The following is an 18,483-nucleotide window of genomic DNA, read 5'->3' on the forward strand; positions in this document are numbered from 1 at the left end:
GCCGACATCATGGCGTCCACAACCCGCGTTATATAATCGGCACTTCAATCGCGCCGCGATTCGTCCCTCAAGCGAGCCCCGACATGTCCATGACGCCTGAAACGCCCCTCCCGCCGAAGGGCTTCCCGTTGCGCCCGATCCCGATGCTGATTTTCGGATCGCGCTGGCTGCAACTGCCGCTATATGTCGGCCTGATCGTGGCGCAGGGCGTTTACGTGGTGCTGTTCCTTAAGGAGCTGTGGCATCTGTTCCACGGCGCTTTCGATTCCACCGAACAGCAGATCATGCTGGCGGTGCTCGGCTTGATCGACGTGGTGATGATTTCCAACCTGCTGGTGATGGTAATCGTTGGCGGCTACGAGACCTTCGTGTCGCGGCTCAACCTGCAGGGCCATCCGGACGAGCCGGAATGGCTGAGCCACGTCAACGCAAGCGTGCTCAAAATCAAGCTTGCTATGGCGATCATCGGCATCTCCTCGATCCATCTGCTGCGTACCTTCATCGAGGCTGGCGCGCTGGGCTCGTCCCGCGCCGGCAACTACACAGAGACCGGCGTGATGTGGCAGACCATCATCCATACGGTGTTCATACTTTCGGCAGTCGGCATCGCCTATGTCGATCGGTTGTCGAACCTTGCCACGGAAGAAGCGCGGCGGCAGGGCGCCCACGAACTGGCCGATGGCCATGGCAAGCATCATTGAGGGCGATGATCCGTATTCTGAAATATGCACTGCTGGCGCTAGTTCTGTCGGGCAGTGCCTCGGTTGCCCGCGCCGCCGACGCCGGTTTCACCACCTTCATTGCTTCGCTCTGGCCGGAAGCCCAACAAGCCGGCGTCTCGCGCAAGACCTTCGATGAGGTCACGCGCGGGCTGGAGCCGGACTACAAGCTTCCGGATCTCATTCTGCCCGGCCGTCCTGCGACCGGCGCGCCGTCGCAGGCGGAATTCGTGCAGGTGCCCGCGGATTATGTGAAGGAAGCCAGCAWCATCCGGCTGGCCGGCGAAGGGCAGCGGCTGCTGCAGAAGCATCGCGCGACACTCACCGCCATCGAGCAGCGCTTCGGCGTGCCGGCAACGATCATTCTGGCGATCTGGGGGCGCGAGACCGATTACGGTCGGTATGCGTTGCCCTATGACGGCATTCGCGTGCTGGCGACGCAAGCCTATGTCGGTCGCCGCAAGGACCAGTATCGCGGCGAGTTCATCGCGGCATTGAAACTGATCGAGCGCGGCGACGTATCGCGCAAGGATCTGCGCGTGTCCTGGGGCGGCGCGACGGGGCTCACGCAATTCCTGCCGTCGGAACTGGATAAGCACGGCGTCGATTTCGACGGCGACGGCCGTGTCGATATCTGGAAGTCGGTGCCGGATGCGCTGGCATCAGCGGCGCAGCAACTCACGAACAAGGGTTGGCAGCGCGGTCTGCGCTGGGCCTATGAAGTGCGTGCGCCGGCCAATGCCGACTGTACGATGGGTGTGCCAGAAGTCACCCGGCCGATTGGGGAGTGGATTCGTGCCGGCTTCATTCCGGTCCGTGGCGAGAAGCTCAGCGCGGCGGAGCAGGCGCAGCCGGCATCGCTGCTGCAGCCGGAGGGGATCTATGGCCCGGCCTTCCTGACGACGAAGAACTATTTCGTCATCAAGGAATACAATTTCTCCGATCTCTATGTGCTGTTCGTCGGCCATCTCAGTGATCGAATGGCCAATGCGCAGCCCTTTGCAACGCCGTGGTCGGCATCGAACCAGTTGCGCAGCACCGATGTCGAGGCCATGCAGCGGCACCTGACGAAGCTTGGTCTCTATGCCGACAAGATGGACGGTAAGGCCGGCATGAAAACGCGTGCCGCGCTCGGAGCGTATCAGAAGTCCGCGGGTCTCAAGGTCGATTGCTGGCCCAGCGAGACGGTGTTGCGCGCGATGAACGCGAGATAGTCGCACCTTCAATCGCCCAACGAAAAACCCGGCCGCGTAAACGGCCGGGTTTTGAATTTGGATCGTGCGCGCGAATGCGCGGTCTTCAGATCGGATCAATCGCAAACTTCGACCGGGCGCGAACGCCAGACGCCGCGATATTCGTCCCAGACGCGCTGGCGGACGACACGGCATTCCGGTTCGACATAAACCGGAGCGGGGGCGTAGCCGTAGCCATAGGCCGGAGCCGGACGGCTGGCTGCAATGGCGCCACCGAGGAGAGCGCCACCGATCAGGCCACCGGCAACGCCAGCGGCGATGCGGCCACCGTCGGCCTTTGCGGCAGGCGCAACAGCAACCAGCGAACCGGCAACCGTCGCGGCGGCGAGCAAGGCGGAAATCGTCTTCTTCATCTCAAGTCTCTCCAGAAGGGCGCCGCAAGCGACGCACGGTTAAAGGTCTACTCACGCTGCGATTCGAACTGACGGCCTCACTTAGAAGCGCCCAACCGTCAATTCGATGTAAACGTTAGCCAGTCAATGATCCGAAAAAGCGGTTTTTTCGGGCCATTGCAAGCATCACGCACTGGAAATGTCGTAGGTTTCCGATGCGTAACAGGAGATCAGAGTGATCTCAGAGATCACATGATCCCGCGATCTCAGCCGCACACGCGGACGCGGCGAATGCGCCAGCCATAGCCGTCCCAAAAACGCTGACGTTGCCAGAAACAATCGCCGTAATAGCCCGGGCCGGCCACATAGGCAGGACGGCCGTAATAGCCGTAGCCGGGACCATAGTATCCCGAGCCGGCAGCGATCGCGCCGCCAAGCAGGGCGCCGCCAATCAGACCTGCAGCCACCGCGCCACCGCCGCCATGTCCACGCCAGTGCTGCGCGCTTGCCGATGTCGGAGCCATGGCGGAAACGGCCAGGGTGGCAACGGCGGCAATGGCCATCAGAGTTTTCTTCATGGCATTCCCTTTCTCAATCGGGCTGCGCTCACACATAGCGCGGCCTGACGCGAAAAGTTTCATACTTCACTTGAATGATCAATGAACGGGACCGCGCGATCCAGGTTACATCTTGATATTAAAGCCATTCCGGACGGAGGTCCGCGACCCTCCCCAAGGGCATGCCGCGTTGCAGGCGGTTACTGGATAGGGGCATCTGTCGGCTAGCCGTCTTCCGATCATGGCGCTTGCGAGCGCTCAGACGAATTTTAGATTCGTTCCAATTTCTTCCATGCGATCAGTAGTTTGGAATAGCTTCAAAGTCGGCGTTTTCCTTTTGCATCGGGTCGGTCTCTTACATATCCAAGAGGGGTCCTGACCTGCGAGTTCGCCTTCATCTCATGATCGTTTGTTCCTGCAACGTCTTTTCCGACCATGATGTCCGTAGTGCCGTTGCCGGAGCGCGTCCGCCGCGTACGCCGGGGCAGGTCTATGGATGCCTCGGTTGCAGCGCCCAGTGCGGACGGTGCGTACGGACGATCAAGAAGATCATGGACGAAGCGCTGGGCGCCTGCGCCAAGTCCTGCTGTGCCGGATGCCCGCATACAGCGGCCCACGGGCAGTCTCACACCGAGACTCATGCGCATATCGAACTGGCAGATATTGCCTCGATCGAAGCGGCAGCCTAAGCGCTTATAAATTCAACAGCTTTCCAGCTTTTCCACGCCCTTTGCCGAATTGAGCAAAGAAGGGTTGTCCTGTCGTTGAATCTGATTTAGAAGCATTCTAAATTCAAACGAGGGCCTGTTTCGGACGGGTTCAGCAGACAGGAGAACATCATGAAGGGCGACCCGAAGGTCATCGAATTCCTCAACAAGGGCCTGCGCAGTGAGCTCACCGCGATCAGCCAATATTGGCTGCACTTCCGGCTCCTGAATCACTGGGGCTTGGTCGACATGGCCAAGATGTGGCGCAAGGAATCCATCGAAGAGATGAATCACGCGGATCGTTTTACCGATCGCATTCTCTTTCTGGACGGCTTCCCGAACATGCAGGTTCTCGATCCGTTGCGCATCGGCCAGACGGTCAAGGAAATCATCGAATGCGATCTGGCCGCCGAAATCGGCGCCCGCACGCTTTATGAAGAAGCGGCCACCTACTGCCACGGCGTCAAGGATTACGTCTCGCGCGATCTGTTCGAAAAGCTGATGAAGGATGAGGAAGGTCACATCGACTTCCTCGAAACCCAGCTCGACCTGATCGAGCGGATCGGCATTGATCTCTACACCCAGAAGCACATGGGTGGCCTTGAGAGCGAGTTCTAAGCCTGGATCTTTGCGGTGTCTCAATAGACGCCGGACAATGTCGTCCGCCCCTGTTCTGGCAGGGGCGGTTTCGGCATATCGCATTTCGCGAATGCCGCGCGGATCGCCGCAGTCGATCCCTCCAGCGGATATTCGACGGCCGTTCGGCCCCCGTTGATCGACCTGATCCGGACGTACAACGTCTTCGCACCGGCAAGCTCGCTGACGAAGGTCGCGATCTCTGCCCTGTCTTCGATGACGATGATCTGGTTTCCCCGCACCACCCGCGAGCCGACGTCGTCGTGACCAGGTTTTCCATCGAAGCGATAGCCGAGCACCGTGTTGCGGTTGCTGCCGATCTTGAAATCAAAGGCGAAGCGGATCAACGGCGCGCCATCGATGCATGTCAGCAGCAATGACGAGACGCGTGGAAAATCCACATTGCTGTTTGACGCTTCGGCAAAGACATAGGCGCTGGGCAATTCGGCCCCGGTAATGCGGTCGATTTGGTGCGGGATCAGCCATTCGCCCGCATAGGTTTCGTCCCGCTCCGTTACGAACGGATCACGCACGCAGCCGCCAAGCATGAGGCCCGCGACTGTCATCAGCTGGATCAACGCAACGCCATGCACAACGCTCTCCCCAAGCGTCGTGATTATACAACCTTAAGTGATAATTTCAAATAGAGGTTGTGCGTGGATGACCGCGGCTGCCGGAGCTCCTTTTGGATCCGGGCGAGGCCGACGAGCTACAACTGCTGGCGATAGGCGACGTCGATCTGTTCCTGAGTCATCGGTTCACCGAGTTTCGTCTGGTCGTGAACCATTTCGGAGATGCTCGGCATCACGGAGCGCTTTACCTGCACCTCCGGCGACCACAGCTTCGAGCGCATCAGCGCCTTGCCGCAATGGAAATAGGCTTCGGTCACGGCGATGCTCAACACTGCGCGCGGGAGCTTGCCGAACTCTTCCATCGACGCCATCAGTTCCGGGTCTTTAATCAGCTTGGCGACGCCACTGACACGCAAGGTGTCGTCGATGCCCGGAACGAAGAAGATCAGCTGCACATGGCCGCTGCCCGCCATCAGATTCTGGAACGTATCGATGCGGTTGTTGCCGGGACGGTCCGGCATCTGCAACTCGGTCGGCGAGGCGATCCGCACGAAGCCGACGCCGCCACCGCGCGGCGATGCATCGACGGTGCCGTCGGGACCCGACGAAGCAAGCACGCAGAACGGCGACAGCGAGATGAACTTGCTGGAGTGCATATCGAGCGTCGGTCGCGCCTTGGCGATCACGCGCGGATGCGGCGTTGGATAAATGGTGCGGAGTTCGTCTGCTGCGACGTCGGTCACGTCTGCTCTCCCGATATGATTTGATAACTCAAAACTAGCATGGTGGCGCCTTGCGGAAAAGTCGCGCAGACAGCACCGCAACCGACGCCGGAGTCACCACGCGACTCCATAACGAATGTTGTTTGCCGATTTGGCCCGTTCGCTATGAGTCTGTGGCGTCTTTGTGTGGCCCGGGCCAATTGATGACGCCGGCCCCCAACGCAACCGTGTGCGTGTCACGAGTGCAAGCGATGCGGCAATTTCAATGACGCCGCTGTCGATGATGAGTTCGCGCGCGAAGGGCATCCAGGCGGGCGTGATGAGCAATAAATTCGCCGGCATGGCGAGATACGCAATGCCGGCGCCATTGGACGCGTTGAGGTCAGTTGGATCATTCACCTGTCTTCGCGATCAGGCCTTGTCGATGATGTGGGTGTTGGGACGATCACTGCCCGAGGCAGTTTCCTCGTGCCACTGCCCTTTTTCGTCCTCATAGGCAATCACCTCGGTGCGTCCCGGCACCCTCTGCTCGGCCGCGGCGCGCTTGGCGGCTGCGGTGGCGAGTGCGTGCGTCGCATACGGCTCGGAGAAGACGGCGCCAACCTTATAGGCCCAACCGCCATCATGCTCGACGATCACATAGGTCACTTCCGTCATATCAGTCTCTCTTTATCCTGTAGTGCCCGCGGCGAGGTGACGGCGGGGCCAGAGTGACCTAACGCGCCGCGCGCAGAATTAGCCTCAAATTGGGCCCGATTGCCTGTGGATTGCAAGGCCGCACCCTGGCACCGTTTCGTGATCGTCATCATGCGGCGTCAGCCGGAACGAAACAGCTGATGATGATCTCGCCGCGATGGCGCACATACCAGACGACGGCTTCGCCGACGGGGTTGCCGCGATCGCGGATTACGGCACGCGTCGGCACCTCCGTCCATATGCCTTCGATCGGCACCCAATAGGCTCCGTTGCGGACGTCATATTCGGTGCGATGGCCGTCGGAGATATCGCAACACGGCACGCCATTACGGCTGATGACGCTTTTGAACCAGTTCCGGATATCGTCGGGCACATCGCTGAACTGGCCGCGATCGATGGCGTGTGCTGACGCGGTCATCACGGTGAACACTGCAAGCAGCACCACTTGAATCAATCCCCGCATGCGAACCTCACATCGGTGTTGTATCACGCGCGGACGCCGGGTGCCGCACGGGACGACTCGGATTCTTGCGATGATTAAGCCCGAGCTATGGCGGCGACGCCTGCCCAAAAATTATACCCGGAGCGACGAGCTGGGGATCGCTGCGCTGCAGTATCGATCTGTTGGTCTCCTGGCTCACGCTGCCGTGCTAGCATCTGTGTCAAGCGGCCCGATCAAATGGCTGCGCCGGGGAGGATGACGATGCCCAGCCGTTCTATGCGCGCGTTGTGCGCTGCTGCTGTCGTGACATGTGCTTCGCTTGCTGCCGTGACCGCGTTCGCCGCTGATTATCCGGCGCCAAAGCAGGGCGACTGGATCGCGAAGGATTTCAAGTTTCATACTGGCCATGTGATGCCGGAGTTGAAGCTGCATTACACGACGGTGGGCGAGCCGAGCGGCCAGCCGGTGCTGGTGCTGCATGGCACCGGCGGTTCGGCGCAGAGCATATTGACGCCTGCTTTTGCGGGCGAGTTATTCGGCGCGGGCCAGCCGCTCGATGCCACAAAATATTACATCATCATTCCCGATGCGGTCGGCCACGGCAAATCGTCGAAACCCTCTGATGGCATGAAGACCGCATTTCCGAAGTACAATTACGACGATATGGTCGATGCCCAGCACCGGCTGCTGATCGAAGGGCTCGGCATCAAGCATGTGCGCATGGTGATCGGCAATTCCATGGGCGGCATGCATGCGTGGATCTGGGGCACGAAATATCCCGATGTGATGGATACCCTGGTGCCGATGGCATCGCAACCGACCGAGATGAGCGCGCGAAACTGGATGATGCGGCGCATGATGATCGAGACCGTGCGCGCCGATCCAGACTACAAGGCCGGCAACTACACATCGCAGCCCGGCATGATCAAATTTGCCAGCGTGATGTATGGCATCGCGACAGCCGGCGGCACGCTGGCCTATCAGATGCTGGCGCCGACCGGCGAGGCTGCCGACAAGAATGTCGATGACCGGCTCAAGGCGCCATTTGTCGCTGATGCAAATGATTTCATCTATCAGTGGGAATCGTCGCGCGACTACAATCCATCAGCAGGCCTGGAGAAGATCACATCCGTCGTGCTCGCGATCAATGCTGCCGATGACGAGCGCAATCCGCCGGAGACCGGGCTGATGGATGCCGCGCTGAAGCGGATCAAACATGCGAGGATGCTGCTGATCCCGGCGAGCACCGAGACCCGTGGTCATCTCACGACAGGCGGTGCGAAATTCTATAAGCAACAGCTTCAGGAGTTGCTGCAGACCGCACCGCAGCGGACCATGTAAAAAGTAAAGGCGACGGGCCGGCATTGCGGCGCGTCGCCTGATCTGTTGTCGCGCGTCCGTATCGAACGACGCAGCGGTGCTAGTCGTCCTTGTTCTTCTTACGCTTCTTCTTTTTCTTGCCGTCGTCGGTGTCGTCAGACTCATCCGCGATGGCGGCTTCGGCCTCGATCATCGCGGCGACACGTTCAACGGCTTCCTGCTGCTCGCGCAGCAGCGCCTCTTCGCGCTCCTGGGCTTCGCGCAGGCGCATCTGGCGGTGGTCTTCCCAGGCGTCAAACACCATGTGCAGCCACGGCATGATCTGCTCGAGGCTCGGCAGCGTGCCGGGAGGACCCTGCTCGCCGCGCGGCCCGGCTTCGCCCTGCACGCCCGGCTTGCCCTGAAGGCCCTGTTCGCCCTGTGGTCCGGCTTTGCCCTGCGGTCCGATCGGACCGGGCTTGCCGTTGGCGCCAGCCTTGCCATTGACGCCGGCCTTACCTTGGGGGCCTGCTTCGCCGCGCTTGCCCTGCGGCCCCGGCTTGCCATTGGCGCCGGCCTTGCCGGCCACGCCCGGCTTGCCCTGCGCGCCGTCCGGCCCCGGCCGTCCGGGATGGCCCTGCGGTCCGGGAAGTCCCGGTTCGCCGCGGGGGCCGCGCAATCCGGTCTGGCTGATCGTTTCTTTTGCCACGCCTCACACTCCGTATTGATTCTGTCCGGCCGCTTTTAACAGGGGATGGATGACGGCTTCAATTCGCCGCTGCTGCCATGCCACCACAGACATTGCCGGTTGCGCTTCACCACATGCGGACTAGCATCGGCTGCCGCTTGACCTGCTGGCACCCGCGCCAGTTTGGCGTGGCGGCGAACAGAAGATCAGGGAGGAGAACATGCGGAGAGGGCAGGTTCTGTGGTTGCTGTGCGGCGCTGTGGCGCTGCTGGGGGCACCTGCGCCGGCCGCGGCTGCCGGACAGCTCGCTGTCGCGGTGGCCGATTTCGACTATAGCGACACCTCCGGCGAGGAGGCCGACCAGTCCGCGCAGCATCGTGACCGCATGACCATCTTCGCTGCACTGCTGCGCGACGGGCTGGCGCAGCGCGACTACCGCGTGGTGCGCCCGGCATGTCCGCAGCCCGCCTGCACTGCCATCAGCATGGCGCCCGACGATCTCGTCGCGGCGGCGCGGCGCGACGGGGCGCGTTACCTGGTCTATGGCGGCATCCGCAAGATGAGTACGCTGGTGCAATGGGGCGAGGTGCAGTTGTTCGATGTCGAGCGCGAGCAGCTGGTGATGCGTCGCGCCGTCACCTTCCGCGGCGATACGGACACCGCGTTCCGCCGCGCCGCCGATTTCGTCAGCGAGACGGTGAAGGATGCGATGGCCGGCCGATGACCGTCGTCAGAACGTGCAGGATCGCGTTCAATGCGCCGCTGGACGCGCCGCGCAGCCTGCGGGTTATCGATCACGCATCCAGTAGCGAAGCCACACATTCGATCTCGATCAGCATTGCCGGATGGGGCAGCGCCTGAACCACGCAAGTGGTACGCGCCGGATACGGCGGCGGTCCGAAGGCTTCGGCATACAGAGCGTTCATCGGAGCCACGTCGGACGCGCGCGTTAGCAGAACGTTGACCTTGACGAGGTGCGAGATGTCGGTGCCGGCATCCTTCAGCACCCGTTTGATCGTGCGCACCACAAATCCGAACTGCGCCTCGAAGTGTTCCGGCAATTGGCCATCAGCGTCGAAACCGGGAATGCCGGAGACGAACAGGAGATCGCCGACCCGCGCCGCATAAGACAGCGGCGGCGCCTTGATTCCGGGAGGGGGCGGGAAGTGCTGGATGGGCATGATCAGGCCTCGCGGTCATGTGGGACGTGCCAGCGTAGCAGGTCTAGGCAAGGTGCGCCCGCGAATTGCCGAGCCCTGTCGAACCGGAACGGGATCCGCGGCGACTTACGCTCTCATCAGGGCAACGGGCGACGACATATGAAATCCTATCTGGCGCTGCTGACCTTGTTGGCCCTCACGAGCGCAACGCATGCCGGCGAGATACGCCTAGGGGCGTCCATGCAGGTGAAACCGGATTCGATCTGGTTCGGCGATCGCGCGAATCTGGCGCGATGGCAGGCACTGAAGAAAGCCGGCGATTCAAAAGCTCTGGGGTCGTATCAGGAGGGCCTGCTGCAGGCGCGCGAGGCATGGCAGTTCACCAGGCCGCTCACTGTCAGAATTCGCGGCTTTGAGCCGAAGGCGCATCTGGTCGATGTCGAGATGCAGACCGAAGGCCGGCTGCAGAGCTCCACATGGGTGCTGGATACCGACGTGCTCCAGCAATAGCGCCATCAGCTAGCCGTGCGCCGGCACGTCGGCCCCATCCGCTGAATACTGTTTGATCTTGTTACGCATGGTGCGAACGGAGACGCCGAGCACGCGGGCGGCATGGGTGCGATTGCCGTCGCAGCGCGCCAGCGTCTGCAGCATCAGTTCGCGTTCGACCTCATGGACAGTCGCGCCGATCAGCATCGTCACGACCTCGCTGGGATCTGACGAGGGCGCAAACATGTCCATTTCAGCCGGCGAATCGTCACGCGGGCGGCGAAGGGACTCGTAAAGGGATTCCTGGATCATGGGTATCTCCCGATCAACGCCTGCTTCGTTGCGCGAAGCAACAACATCGAGAACGAACAGCCCCCAGCCGTTGCGTTGCGGCAGGTTGGGCGCGATTGGTTAACGAAAGGTTAATCAATGGGTACCATTGGGTGTATCGTCGGGATTTTGCAACAAAGAAAGTCGCTTTGTCTGCGCTCGGCGCCTTGGAACCCGGCATGTCGATAAGCGCACATCGCGCTATGTCGCCGTCGTGGCGTCGGTCGCGGTAGAGGTCACAACAGGTTCATGCCCTCCGTTAGACGGGGAGCATCAGGCGCGTGAAGCCGCGATGTCCCTTTGTTCAAACAGGAAGCATGGGCGACAAATTTTTAGTAGCCAAAGCTTTGTAGGTCTTTTCGAAAGCTCTGAAAGCTTGGGGATGCATTGCGGGTCGCATCCACGAGCGGACCTATGATGCCGGCCCAGATGAATTTTTCATATCCGATTGCTTGCCAGCCTTTGGACTTTAGTGCTGCCGACCCACCCGGATACACGGCGTCTGCCAACAACTCCCATGTGCCGCAAATAGAGTCGTATTTATAAGATTGAAGCACCGCCTTTTGAGCTTTTGGATAAGCGGTCTCAATGGCAGTCTTATCTCCAAGTAACCATGCCTCGCCTTCTTCGATGGCAAGGCAAAAGGCTGTTGCAGGCTTTTTCTTGCAGCGATCCAAGGTGTCGGAAAGCTCTTTGAGGAACCCCTCTGCATTTTTGTTGTCGAGATCACATATGACTGCAACGTGAGCCTCGTATCCATCTGGATACTTTGAGAATGCGTTGCCATAGCCTTCAAGCAGTCGTGGAAGCTGATCAAGCAGTATCCGCTTTGAAGGATCAGTCTTGCCCTTTAGATTTTTTGGGATGCGGCCAATGCCACGGTAGGCGTGAACCCGAAAAGTATGATTTGCCCCAATAAGCTTGGGGACGATAATGTCTAACAACTTCTTGCCCGACTGATCTTCTATCAGGATCTCAAGGTGCATCAGCGCGCATCCAAGTAGTCACTATACCATAGCCCGCCAAGCGGAAGCCCTTGCTCGACCATGCTTTGGACGATCACGTCGCTGCTAGCGCGTGTTACCTTAGAGAATCCGTTATCCGATTTTTCCATCACCCAAACTTCTTCAGGCGAAAGCGAGTCGACGAAATAGGGCTGATGCGTTGTGACAAAAATTTGAGAGCCACCCTTTCGCCCTGTGGCGTGTTCTCTAAATTCGGCGGCTAGAGCATCGAGCAGCTTGTGGTATAGGCCGTTTTCCGGCTCCTCGATGCATAGAAAAGGCGGCGGCTCTGGATCCTCAAGAAGCAGGAGGTAGGCGAAGAGCTTGAGTGTCCCGTCGGACATCTGCTGCGCGAAGAATGGATCCTTAAAGCCTTGATCGTTGAAACGGAGCAATAGTCGTCCGTCCTCGGTCTTGTGAGTATCAATCTTCTGAACGCCGGGAATCTTCGAAGATATTCGTTTGAGAATGTTGCGGAATAGCGTCGGGTGTTCGCGCTCCATAAATTGGACGACGTTTCCAAGATTGTCGCCATGTATGTTCAGGTGCTTTTGAGGGCCTGCGAGTGGCAAGCTCCTCGCCGCGTCGGGCGTAAAATAACTTAAATGCCACCCCTCGATGAATTGCCGAAATGCTGAGATGCGAGGGTGTTGCTTCAATGATCCGAGTGTCGCGATTCCAAGTTTTCGCTTGTCGTCGAGTTCAACGATTTCTCGATCTGCGCCTTCGTCACCGGGGGCCTTTTCAGCCGCTCGCGAAAGAAGATCGGATATGTTGACCTCGTTCTCTCGAACGCCGATTTCCTCGCCCTTCCAAGCGACGCCGCGACCGTTCTCCAAGATCAGGAATGAGAACGGCCATCCGGTGGTTTGACTTTTGCGTCGCTGCCTCAGTCGCTCTTTGCTGACATAAGGACGACCGCTTCTGTCCTCTTGAATCGAAAGTTCGTATGTAATTGGGCGAGAGTTGGCATCTTCTTTGTAGTAAATCTCGAACTCAATAGGACCGTCTTGACCCTGAGATTTGATGCGCGACAAACCTCCGCGACCTCGCAAATCGCAAGCTTCCTCTACGCCGATCTTTAAGCAGTCAGCTAGAAAACCGAAGGCGTCAAACAGGCTGCTCTTGCCGACACCATTCTTGCCAATAACGGCGGTCATCGGTGTAAGTGGGCTAATATCTCGCTGGTTCCATAATTGACCCAGCGTGACGTCTTTGAGCGCCAGGTAATTCCGCACTCGGAAGCCTTCGATTTTCGCCACTTGCAAGCCTCGGATTCAATTTGGAAGAGGAAGTGAGTAACTCTAGTTGTGTTTTACAGGAGTGGGAAACCGGATTTTTGATTTCCCACTCCTAGCATCATTAAAGAAGCGGCACTCTACAACGCCTTGTTACTATCCTTCACCGCCTGCGCCTGGACATAGACCTGCTCGCCCATGTCCTTGAACTTCTGGCTCATGCTGGCCATGCCGTCCTCGATCACGCCACTCATCGACATGCCCATCGTCGCCGTGCCGCCGAGGTTCAGTGCGGCCTTTTCGTTGTCGCCGAGGGTCGCTGCATAGTCGCGGACGTCCTGCGTGATCTTCATTGAGCAGAATTTTGGTCCGCACATCGAGCAGAAATGCGCGACCTTGTGGGCGTCCTTGGGCAGCGTTTCGTCGTGATAGGCGACGGCGGTTTCCGGGTCCAAGCCGAGATTGAACTGGTCCTGCCAGCGGAAGTCGAAGCGCGCGCGGGACAGCGCGTCGTCGCGGAGCTGCGCGGCGGGGTGGCCCTTGGCGAGATCCGAGGCATGCGCGGAGATCTTGTAGGTGATGACGCCGACCTTGACGTCGTCACGATTGGGCAAGCCGAGATGCTCCTTCGGTGTCACGTAGCAAAGCATCGAACAGCCGAACCAGCCGATCATGGCAGCGCCGATGCCCGAGGTGATGTGGTCGTAGCCCGGCGCGATGTCGGTGGTCAGTGGCCCCAAGGTGTAGAACGGCGCTTCGCCGCATTCCTTGAGCTGCTTGTCCATGTTGATCTTGATCTTGTGTAGCGGTACGTGGCCGGGACCTTCGATCATCACCTGACAGCCCTTCGCCCATGCCACCTTGGTGAGCTCACCGAGCGTCTCCAGTTCGGCGAATTGCGCACGGTCATTGGCATCCGCGATCGATCCGGGACGCAACCCGTCGCCGAGGGAGAACGACACGTCATACTTGCGCATGATGTCGCAGATCTCTTCGAAATGCGTGTAGAGGAAGCTCTCCTGGTGATGCGCCAGGCACCACTTGGCCATGATCGAACCGCCGCGCGAGACGATGCCGGTGACGCGATTGGCGGTGAGATGGATATAAGCAAGACGCACGCCGGCATGGATGGTGAAGTAGTCGACGCCCTGTTCGCACTGCTCGATCAGCGTGTCCTTGTAGAGCTCCCAGGTCAGCTTGACCGGATCACCGTCGCACTTCTCCAGTGCCTGATAGATCGGCACGGTGCCGATCGGGATCGGCGCGTTGCGCAGGATCCATTCACGGGTGGTGTGGATGTTGCGGCCCGTCGAGAGGTCCATCACGGTGTCGGCACCCCAGCGGATCGCCCACACCATCTTGTCGACTTCTTCCTCGACCGACGAGGTCACGGCGGAGTTGCCGATATTGGCGTTGATCTTGGTGAGGAAGTTGCGGCCGATGATCATCGGCTCGAGTTCGGCATGGTTGATGTTGCAGGGGATGATCGCGCGGCCGCGTGCGATTTCCGAGCGCACGAATTCCGGCGTGACGAACAGCGGCACTTCGGCACCGAAGCTCTCGCCATCGGCGCGCGCGGCCTCGGCGCGCTCGAGCTGGACCTTGCGGCCGAGGTTCTCGCGCTCGGCGACGTAGATCATTTCCTTGGTGATGATGCCGGCGCGGGCGAACTCATATTGCGTGATCATGTGATCGCCGACGCCGCGCAGCGGCTTGTGATAGGCCTTGAACGACTTCGCAGCATGGGCTGCGCCGACATTGCCATTATCTTCCGGCTTGATCTCGCGGCCCTGATATTCCTCGACGCCGCCGCGCTCCTTGACCCAATCGAGACGCGCGCGAGACAACCCGTTGTTGACGTCGATCAGCACGTCCGGATCGGTATAGGGACCCGACGTGTCATAGACGGGCAGGTTCGGCTCGCCGGCGCCTTCGGAGAGAATGATTTCGCGCAGCGGGACGCGCAGGTCCGGCGCGCTCTCCGGGATCGCGTAGATCTTGCGCGACGAGGGTAGGTTGCCGGTGGTGACGGCGGGCAGGGTGGTGTCGGGATTGGAGCGGATGTTCATGGACTAATCCTCCGTTGTCGTTCTTGAAATGTCAGGCGGCTTTGGCGGATGCGCCAAGCCATTGATGGACGCGTGCGTCCGGGTCTGCGTGTTGGGTAACGTCGCTGACGACGGCGATGGAATCCGCGCCGGCGGCAAAGATCTCTTCGGCCTGTTCGAACTTGATGCCGCCGATGGCGACCAGCGGCAGGGTGCCGATGCGCTTCTTCCAGACCGAGATTTTCGGAATGCCCTGTGGCGCGAAACGCATGGACTTCAACGTCGTGAAGAAGATAGGCCCGAGCGCGACGTAATCCGGATTGGCGCGCAACGCGATTTCAAGTTCTTCCTCGTCATGGGTCGAGAGACCCAGCGTGATGCCGGCCTTGCGGATCGCGGCGACGTCGGCCTCGGCCAGATCTTCCTGGCCGAGATGCAGATGCTGCGCCTTGAGGTCGATGGCGACGCGCCAGTAGTCGTTGACCACCAGCTTGGTCTTGGTGCCGTTGGTGACATCGAGCGCCTCGCGAAACAACGTGGTCGCCGCTGTGTCGTCGAGATCCTTGGCGCGGAGCTGCACGGTGCCGACGCCCAACTGCGTGAGGCGCTTCACCCAGGCTACGGTGTCGACGACGGGATAGAAACGGTCAGGATACGGCATGCCAGAACGGTGTCCCGATGACTGGAGTGGAAGGAGAAGCGAAATCGCGCGCGCCCATCAGGCCGGCTTCATAGCCGATGCGGCCGGCCTCGACGGCGAGGCGGAAGGCATTGGCCATGGCGACGGGATCGGCCGCCTTGGCGACGGCGGTGTTGAGCAGCACGGCGTCATAGCCGAGCTCAAGCGCTTCGGCGGCGTGTGACGGCGCGCCCAAGCCGGCATCGACAACGAGCGTGATATCCGGCAGGCGGTCGCGCATCAGCTTCAGTGCGTCGGCATTGATGATGCCGCGTGCGCTGCCGATCGGTGCCGCCCATGGCATCACCACCTTGCAGCCGGCATCCACCAGACGCATCGCGACGCTGAGATCCTCGGTGCAATAGGGGAACACCTCGAAGCCGTCCTTGATCAGGATATCGGCGGCTTCGACGAGACCAACCACGTCGGGCTGCAGCGTGTCATTGTCGGCGATCACCTCGAGCTTGATCCAGGACGTGCCGAACAATTCGCGCGCGAGCTTTCCGGTCGTGACTGCCTCGCGCACGCTGCGGCAGCCCGCGGTGTTGGGCAGCACGGTGACGTCGAGTTCTCTAATCAGCGACCAGAACGCATCGCCGGTCTTGCCGCCGGCGGATTCACGCCGCAGCGAGACAGTCACGATGCCAGCGCCGGAGGCACGGATCGCGTCCTGCATGACCGCGGGCGACGGATAGAGCGCCGAGCCGATCAGCAGGCGTGACTTAAACTCTTTGCCGTAGAAATTCACCATGAACTCGCTCCATGGTTTACGTGCTCCCTCCCCCCTTGCGGGGGAGGGTTGGGGAGGGGGGTAGAGCCAGGCGAGAGCGTCGCTGTAAGAGTCCCTTTGTGGACCCCCGCCCCCGACCCCTCCCCGCAAGGGGGAGGGGAGCACAGCGGCCTTTGCGAATTGATCACGTCAAGGAGGTGCACGTTCTCACCCTCCCTGCCGTGGCGTGATGATCTCGATCTCGTCGCCTGCTTTGAGCGGCGTTTGCGCCCATGCGCTGCGTGGCACCACGTCGAAATTCAGCGCAATGGCACAATGCGTGCCTTCGTAGTCCAGTTCCTGCAGCAGCGCACCGACATGCGACGCCTCGATCTCGCGGTGCTCGCCATTGACGATCACTTGCATTGCATCACCTCATTATCGATCTCGCCCCGCTTGATATAGTTGAGCGTCAGCTCCGCCAGCGCAGGCGCCAGCAGGAAGCCGTGGCGATAGAGGCCGTTCACCGCGATCATGTTCTTGTCGATCGCGATGCGCGGCAGGTTGTCGGGAAAAGCCGGACGCAAACCCGAGCCGAATTCGAGAATGCGCGCTTCGGCAAAGGCCGGATGCACCGCATAGGCAGCGCCGAGCAGCTCGAGTGCAGAGCGCACGCTGACGCCGGTGTCCTCGCCTTCGATGGAGGTCGCACCGAGCATGAAGCGGTTGTCGGCGCGCGGGATCACGTAAAGCGGCCATCGCGGATGCATCAGGCGGATCGGGCGCGAGAGCTGCACCTCGTCGGTCTCGATGATGATGATTTCGCCTTTGACGCCGCGCAGCTTCGGCGTGCTGGCATCATCACGTGCTGCAAGCCCGCGGCAATCGATCACCAGGCCGTCGAGGTCCTTCGGCTGCTGCTCGCTGTTGTATTTGATGATGCCGCCGGCGGCGGTGATCCGGGCGTGTAGTTGCGGGAGCACGCGGCGCGGCTCCACATGGCCTTCGCCGGGATAGAACAGCCCGTCGCGAAACCGGCCTTCGAGCGAGGGCTCGATCTCGGCGACGCCTGCTGCATCCAGCCGCGTATGGCCGGAGGTCATCTTGGCGAAGCGTTCGAAATCGGCGCGGTCGCGCGCATGTGCAACGACCAGCGAGCCATTGAACGGTGTGTCGGGGAGTTCCTCGCGCCACAGATCGAGTGCACGTAGGCCGAGGCGGGAGACCACAGGCTCGGAGACTTCGGCTTCGCACCAAGGCGCCAGCATGCCGCCGGCCCAATGGCTGGTGGCATCGCGCATGCCGGAATCGCTGCGCTCATGCAGCGTCACAGCGTGACCGGCCTTGGCCAGCATCAACGCCTGCCAAGCGCCGGCAATGCCAGCGCCAATGACTGATATCGATTGACCCGCCACGGGAGAGTCCCCGCGCGGAGATTGCGTAGTCTGAAACATCCCTGTCCCTTCGCCGGCATGACCCGGATCAGGTTCAAAGGGTCACCGCGGTCTCGCGCGTCTCTTCCGGAACAGGAAAAGTGCAAGCTTGCGGTATCTCAGCTCCTCGTCGGAGCCCCCCTCGGAACGACTCTAATGTAAACCTATGGATGGGCGTGTCAACGCGCCCCGGGAATCCCTTGACGTGTAATCCCTTGGGATTCCACCCGATCACGCACAATTACGGCTTCGGAGCCTGCGCGTTGGCATTGGCCGTGTTCTGCAGGTGCAGGCGCTCGGCGTCCTTGGCGAAGAGCGGCTGATGCGGCGGCGCAGAAACCTCGTGGCGCTGGCGCTTGGCGGCATAGTAGTAGCCGCCGGCATAGTAGGACACCGCGCGGTTGTGATTGCCGTTCGCAGCGCGGTAGGCGCCGGCGAGATACTTCACCGCGTAAGTGAGATTGGTGTTGGGATCGCGGAGGCCTTCGGCGGTGCCGGTGTAGCCAACGCCGCGCGCGGTCGCGAGCTTGATCTGCATCAGGCCGATGGTGCCGCCGCGGCCGATCAGATTGGGGTGATACTTGCTTTCGCGCACGATCACACGATGCACCAGCGCCTCGGGCACGCCATTGGCCTGGGCATGGGTGGCAACCATGGCGTCGTAGTCGGCACGCTGCTGTGCGGATGCCAGTTGCGGAAGAGCGGCAAGAGCCAGAATCGTCGCCAGGGACAGAGAAATACGTTTCATGAATGGTCTCGAAAACTTCGGT

General features: G+C 60.6%; 25 protein-coding genes and 1 riboswitch. Of the genes, 7 read left to right on the forward strand and 18 right to left on the reverse strand.

Translation table 11 applies throughout. From position 1 onward, the window contains the following. Positions 1 to 83 precede the first annotated feature (83 nt). Together AC1DUY_RS11245 and AC1DUY_RS11250 are read left to right on the forward strand one after the other, a co-directional pair. Entirely contained in the window at positions 84 to 701 is a 618-nt protein-coding gene (locus AC1DUY_RS11245) for a TIGR00645 family protein (protein WP_089267384.1), read from the forward strand. 5 nt (positions 702 to 706) lie between these two features. Beyond that, positions 707 to 1,933 (forward strand): lytic murein transglycosylase, encoded by a 1,227-nt coding sequence (locus AC1DUY_RS11250; RefSeq protein ID WP_478114292.1) that lies wholly within the window; start codon positions 707 to 709, stop codon positions 1,931 to 1,933. A 95-nt stretch (positions 1,934 to 2,028) separates the two neighbouring features. Here AC1DUY_RS11250 and AC1DUY_RS11255 read toward each other — a convergent pair whose 3' ends face one another. Continuing rightward, positions 2,029 to 2,325: a hypothetical protein gene (locus AC1DUY_RS11255; RefSeq protein ID WP_068732235.1), complete on the reverse strand. Its 297-nt coding sequence runs from the start codon at positions 2,323 to 2,325 to the stop codon at positions 2,029 to 2,031. Between the two features lie 245 nt (positions 2,326 to 2,570). Beyond that, complete coding sequence (locus AC1DUY_RS11260) at positions 2,571 to 2,882, reverse strand: hypothetical protein (RefSeq protein WP_068732237.1); 312 nt, start codon at positions 2,880 to 2,882, stop codon at positions 2,571 to 2,573. 380 nt (positions 2,883 to 3,262) lie between these two features. Between AC1DUY_RS11260 and AC1DUY_RS11265 the strand changes: the two genes are divergently transcribed. Then, a complete protein-coding gene (locus AC1DUY_RS11265; protein WP_068732239.1) occupies positions 3,263 to 3,550 on the forward strand; it encodes a (2Fe-2S)-binding protein in 288 nt (95 codons plus the stop codon). A 150-nt stretch (positions 3,551 to 3,700) separates the two neighbouring features. Next, positions 3,701 to 4,186, forward strand: coding sequence for a bacterioferritin (gene bfr, locus AC1DUY_RS11270; protein WP_068732242.1), 486 nt, complete (start codon positions 3,701 to 3,703; stop codon positions 4,184 to 4,186). Between the two features lie 20 nt (positions 4,187 to 4,206). Here bfr and AC1DUY_RS11275 read toward each other — a convergent pair whose 3' ends face one another. The 5 genes from AC1DUY_RS11275 to AC1DUY_RS11295 form a co-directional block, all read right to left on the reverse strand. Beyond that, positions 4,207 to 4,770 carry a hypothetical protein gene (locus AC1DUY_RS11275; protein WP_175367214.1) on the reverse strand — a complete coding sequence of 188 codons (564 nt, stop codon included), beginning with the start codon at positions 4,768 to 4,770 and terminating at the stop codon, positions 4,207 to 4,209. A 143-nt stretch (positions 4,771 to 4,913) separates the two neighbouring features. Further along, positions 4,914 to 5,519, reverse strand: a complete 606-nt coding sequence (locus AC1DUY_RS11280) for an MSMEG_1061 family FMN-dependent PPOX-type flavoprotein (RefSeq protein WP_231077607.1) — start codon at positions 5,517 to 5,519, stop codon at positions 4,914 to 4,916. A 93-nt stretch (positions 5,520 to 5,612) separates the two neighbouring features. Next, positions 5,613 to 5,897, reverse strand: coding sequence for a DoxX family protein (locus tag AC1DUY_RS11285; protein ID WP_478114296.1), 285 nt, complete (start codon positions 5,895 to 5,897; stop codon positions 5,613 to 5,615). 12 nt (positions 5,898 to 5,909) lie between these two features. Further along, positions 5,910 to 6,155, reverse strand: coding sequence for a DUF2188 domain-containing protein (locus AC1DUY_RS11290; RefSeq protein ID WP_068732250.1), 246 nt, complete (start codon positions 6,153 to 6,155; stop codon positions 5,910 to 5,912). A 148-nt stretch (positions 6,156 to 6,303) separates the two neighbouring features. After that, the gene (locus AC1DUY_RS11295) at positions 6,304 to 6,657 is read right to left on the reverse strand and encodes a hypothetical protein (RefSeq protein WP_478114299.1); all 354 of its coding nucleotides are present in this window, start codon (positions 6,655 to 6,657) and stop codon (positions 6,304 to 6,306) included. 255 nt (positions 6,658 to 6,912) lie between these two features. On the opposite strand from AC1DUY_RS11295, the gene AC1DUY_RS11300 reads away from it, so the two are divergent. Further along, a complete protein-coding gene (locus AC1DUY_RS11300) occupies positions 6,913 to 7,977 on the forward strand; it encodes an alpha/beta fold hydrolase (RefSeq protein ID WP_478114646.1) in 1,065 nt (354 codons plus the stop codon). Positions 7,978 to 8,056: 79 nt separating this feature from the next. Here AC1DUY_RS11300 and AC1DUY_RS11305 read toward each other — a convergent pair whose 3' ends face one another. After that, a complete protein-coding gene (locus AC1DUY_RS11305; RefSeq protein WP_478114301.1) occupies positions 8,057 to 8,644 on the reverse strand; it encodes a collagen-like protein in 588 nt (195 codons plus the stop codon). A 199-nt stretch (positions 8,645 to 8,843) separates the two neighbouring features. Between AC1DUY_RS11305 and AC1DUY_RS11310 the strand changes: the two genes are divergently transcribed. After that, the gene (locus AC1DUY_RS11310) at positions 8,844 to 9,347 is read left to right on the forward strand and encodes a DUF2380 domain-containing protein (RefSeq protein ID WP_089267378.1); all 504 of its coding nucleotides are present in this window, start codon (positions 8,844 to 8,846) and stop codon (positions 9,345 to 9,347) included. A 70-nt stretch (positions 9,348 to 9,417) separates the two neighbouring features. On the opposite strand, the gene AC1DUY_RS11315 is transcribed toward AC1DUY_RS11310, so the two are convergent. Further along, positions 9,418 to 9,804 (reverse strand): RidA family protein, encoded by a 387-nt coding sequence (locus AC1DUY_RS11315; RefSeq protein ID WP_478114304.1) that lies wholly within the window; start codon positions 9,802 to 9,804, stop codon positions 9,418 to 9,420. Positions 9,805 to 9,942: 138 nt separating this feature from the next. On the opposite strand from AC1DUY_RS11315, the gene AC1DUY_RS11320 reads away from it, so the two are divergent. Further along, positions 9,943 to 10,293, forward strand: a complete 351-nt coding sequence (locus AC1DUY_RS11320; protein WP_478114306.1) for a hypothetical protein — start codon at positions 9,943 to 9,945, stop codon at positions 10,291 to 10,293. A gap of 9 nt (positions 10,294 to 10,302) precedes the next feature. Here the strand turns inward: AC1DUY_RS11320 and AC1DUY_RS11325 are convergent, their stop codons facing one another. From AC1DUY_RS11325 to AC1DUY_RS11365, 9 genes are all read right to left on the reverse strand, one after another. Next, positions 10,303 to 10,524, reverse strand: a complete 222-nt coding sequence (locus tag AC1DUY_RS11325) for a helix-turn-helix domain-containing protein (RefSeq protein ID WP_089267375.1) — start codon at positions 10,522 to 10,524, stop codon at positions 10,303 to 10,305. 410 nt (positions 10,525 to 10,934) lie between these two features. Next, positions 10,935 to 11,588: a hypothetical protein gene (locus AC1DUY_RS11330; RefSeq protein ID WP_478114308.1), complete on the reverse strand. Its 654-nt coding sequence runs from the start codon at positions 11,586 to 11,588 to the stop codon at positions 10,935 to 10,937. After that, on the reverse strand, positions 11,588 to 12,868 hold the full coding sequence (locus tag AC1DUY_RS11335; protein WP_478114310.1) for an AAA family ATPase: 1,281 nt from the start codon (positions 12,866 to 12,868) through the stop codon (positions 11,588 to 11,590). The genes AC1DUY_RS11330 and AC1DUY_RS11335 overlap by 1 nt, the downstream gene beginning before the upstream one ends. Before the next feature lie 116 nt (positions 12,869 to 12,984). Further along, positions 12,985 to 14,913, reverse strand: coding sequence for a phosphomethylpyrimidine synthase ThiC (gene thiC / locus AC1DUY_RS11340; protein WP_439093959.1), 1,929 nt, complete (start codon positions 14,911 to 14,913; stop codon positions 12,985 to 12,987). A gap of 31 nt (positions 14,914 to 14,944) precedes the next feature. Then, positions 14,945 to 15,553, reverse strand: a complete 609-nt coding sequence (locus AC1DUY_RS11345) for a thiamine phosphate synthase (RefSeq protein ID WP_478114313.1) — start codon at positions 15,551 to 15,553, stop codon at positions 14,945 to 14,947. Beyond that, positions 15,540 to 16,322: a thiazole synthase gene (locus AC1DUY_RS11350; RefSeq protein ID WP_478114315.1), complete on the reverse strand. Its 783-nt coding sequence runs from the start codon at positions 16,320 to 16,322 to the stop codon at positions 15,540 to 15,542. The genes AC1DUY_RS11345 and AC1DUY_RS11350 overlap by 14 nt, the downstream gene beginning before the upstream one ends. A 186-nt stretch (positions 16,323 to 16,508) precedes the next feature. Next, positions 16,509 to 16,706, reverse strand: coding sequence for a sulfur carrier protein ThiS (gene thiS / locus AC1DUY_RS11355; RefSeq protein WP_068732274.1), 198 nt, complete (start codon positions 16,704 to 16,706; stop codon positions 16,509 to 16,511). Next, entirely contained in the window at positions 16,697 to 17,734 is a 1,038-nt protein-coding gene (locus tag AC1DUY_RS11360; RefSeq protein ID WP_478114317.1) for an FAD-dependent oxidoreductase, read from the reverse strand. Before AC1DUY_RS11360 ends, thiS begins: the two co-directional genes overlap by 10 nt. Continuing rightward, positions 17,722 to 17,866, reverse strand: a riboswitch (TPP riboswitch). (Overlaps the previous gene by 13 nt.) Positions 17,867 to 17,954: 88 nt before the next feature. Then, positions 17,955 to 18,461 carry a transglycosylase SLT domain-containing protein gene (locus tag AC1DUY_RS11365; protein WP_478114319.1) on the reverse strand — a complete coding sequence of 169 codons (507 nt, stop codon included), beginning with the start codon at positions 18,459 to 18,461 and terminating at the stop codon, positions 17,955 to 17,957. Positions 18,462 to 18,483: the final 22 nt, after the last annotated feature.

The organism is Tardiphaga sp. P4_G1 (genome assembly GCF_056401215.1).

Excerpts from the sequence above, each read along its gene's own strand:
- AC1DUY_RS11245 (WP_089267384.1), top strand. The coding sequence starts at position 84 with ATGTCCATGACGCCTGAAACGCCCCTCCCGCCGAAGGGCTTCCCGTTG.
- AC1DUY_RS11255 (WP_068732235.1), bottom strand. The coding sequence starts at position 2,325 with ATGAAGAAGACGATTTCCGCCTTGCTCGCCGCCGCGACGGTTGCCGGT.
- AC1DUY_RS11260 (WP_068732237.1), bottom strand. The coding sequence starts at position 2,882 with ATGAAGAAAACTCTGATGGCCATTGCCGCCGTTGCCACCCTGGCCGTT.
- AC1DUY_RS11265 (WP_068732239.1), top strand. The coding sequence starts at position 3,263 with ATGATCGTTTGTTCCTGCAACGTCTTTTCCGACCATGATGTCCGTAGT.
- bfr (WP_068732242.1), top strand. The coding sequence starts at position 3,701 with ATGAAGGGCGACCCGAAGGTCATCGAATTCCTCAACAAGGGCCTGCGC.
- AC1DUY_RS11275 (WP_175367214.1), bottom strand. The coding sequence starts at position 4,770 with ATGACAGTCGCGGGCCTCATGCTTGGCGGCTGCGTGCGTGATCCGTTC.
- AC1DUY_RS11290 (WP_068732250.1), bottom strand. The coding sequence starts at position 6,155 with ATGACGGAAGTGACCTATGTGATCGTCGAGCATGATGGCGGTTGGGCC.
- AC1DUY_RS11295 (WP_478114299.1), bottom strand. The coding sequence starts at position 6,657 with ATGCGGGGATTGATTCAAGTGGTGCTGCTTGCAGTGTTCACCGTGATG.
- AC1DUY_RS11300 (WP_478114646.1), top strand. The coding sequence starts at position 6,913 with ATGCGCGCGTTGTGCGCTGCTGCTGTCGTGACATGTGCTTCGCTTGCT.
- AC1DUY_RS11310 (WP_089267378.1), top strand. The coding sequence starts at position 8,844 with ATGCGGAGAGGGCAGGTTCTGTGGTTGCTGTGCGGCGCTGTGGCGCTG.
- AC1DUY_RS11315 (WP_478114304.1), bottom strand. The coding sequence starts at position 9,804 with ATGCCCATCCAGCACTTCCCGCCCCCTCCCGGAATCAAGGCGCCGCCG.
- AC1DUY_RS11320 (WP_478114306.1), top strand. The coding sequence starts at position 9,943 with ATGAAATCCTATCTGGCGCTGCTGACCTTGTTGGCCCTCACGAGCGCA.
- AC1DUY_RS11325 (WP_089267375.1), bottom strand. The coding sequence starts at position 10,524 with ATGGACATGTTTGCGCCCTCGTCAGATCCCAGCGAGGTCGTGACGATG.
- AC1DUY_RS11330 (WP_478114308.1), bottom strand. The coding sequence starts at position 11,588 with ATGCACCTTGAGATCCTGATAGAAGATCAGTCGGGCAAGAAGTTGTTA.
- thiC (WP_439093959.1), bottom strand. The coding sequence starts at position 14,913 with ATGAACATCCGCTCCAATCCCGACACCACCCTGCCCGCCGTCACCACC.
- AC1DUY_RS11345 (WP_478114313.1), bottom strand. The coding sequence starts at position 15,553 with ATGCCGTATCCTGACCGTTTCTATCCCGTCGTCGACACCGTAGCCTGG.
- AC1DUY_RS11350 (WP_478114315.1), bottom strand. The coding sequence starts at position 16,322 with ATGGTGAATTTCTACGGCAAAGAGTTTAAGTCACGCCTGCTGATCGGC.
- thiS (WP_068732274.1), bottom strand. The coding sequence starts at position 16,706 with ATGCAAGTGATCGTCAATGGCGAGCACCGCGAGATCGAGGCGTCGCAT.
- AC1DUY_RS11360 (WP_478114317.1), bottom strand. The coding sequence starts at position 17,734 with ATGTTTCAGACTACGCAATCTCCGCGCGGGGACTCTCCCGTGGCGGGT.
- AC1DUY_RS11365 (WP_478114319.1), bottom strand. The coding sequence starts at position 18,461 with ATGAAACGTATTTCTCTGTCCCTGGCGACGATTCTGGCTCTTGCCGCT.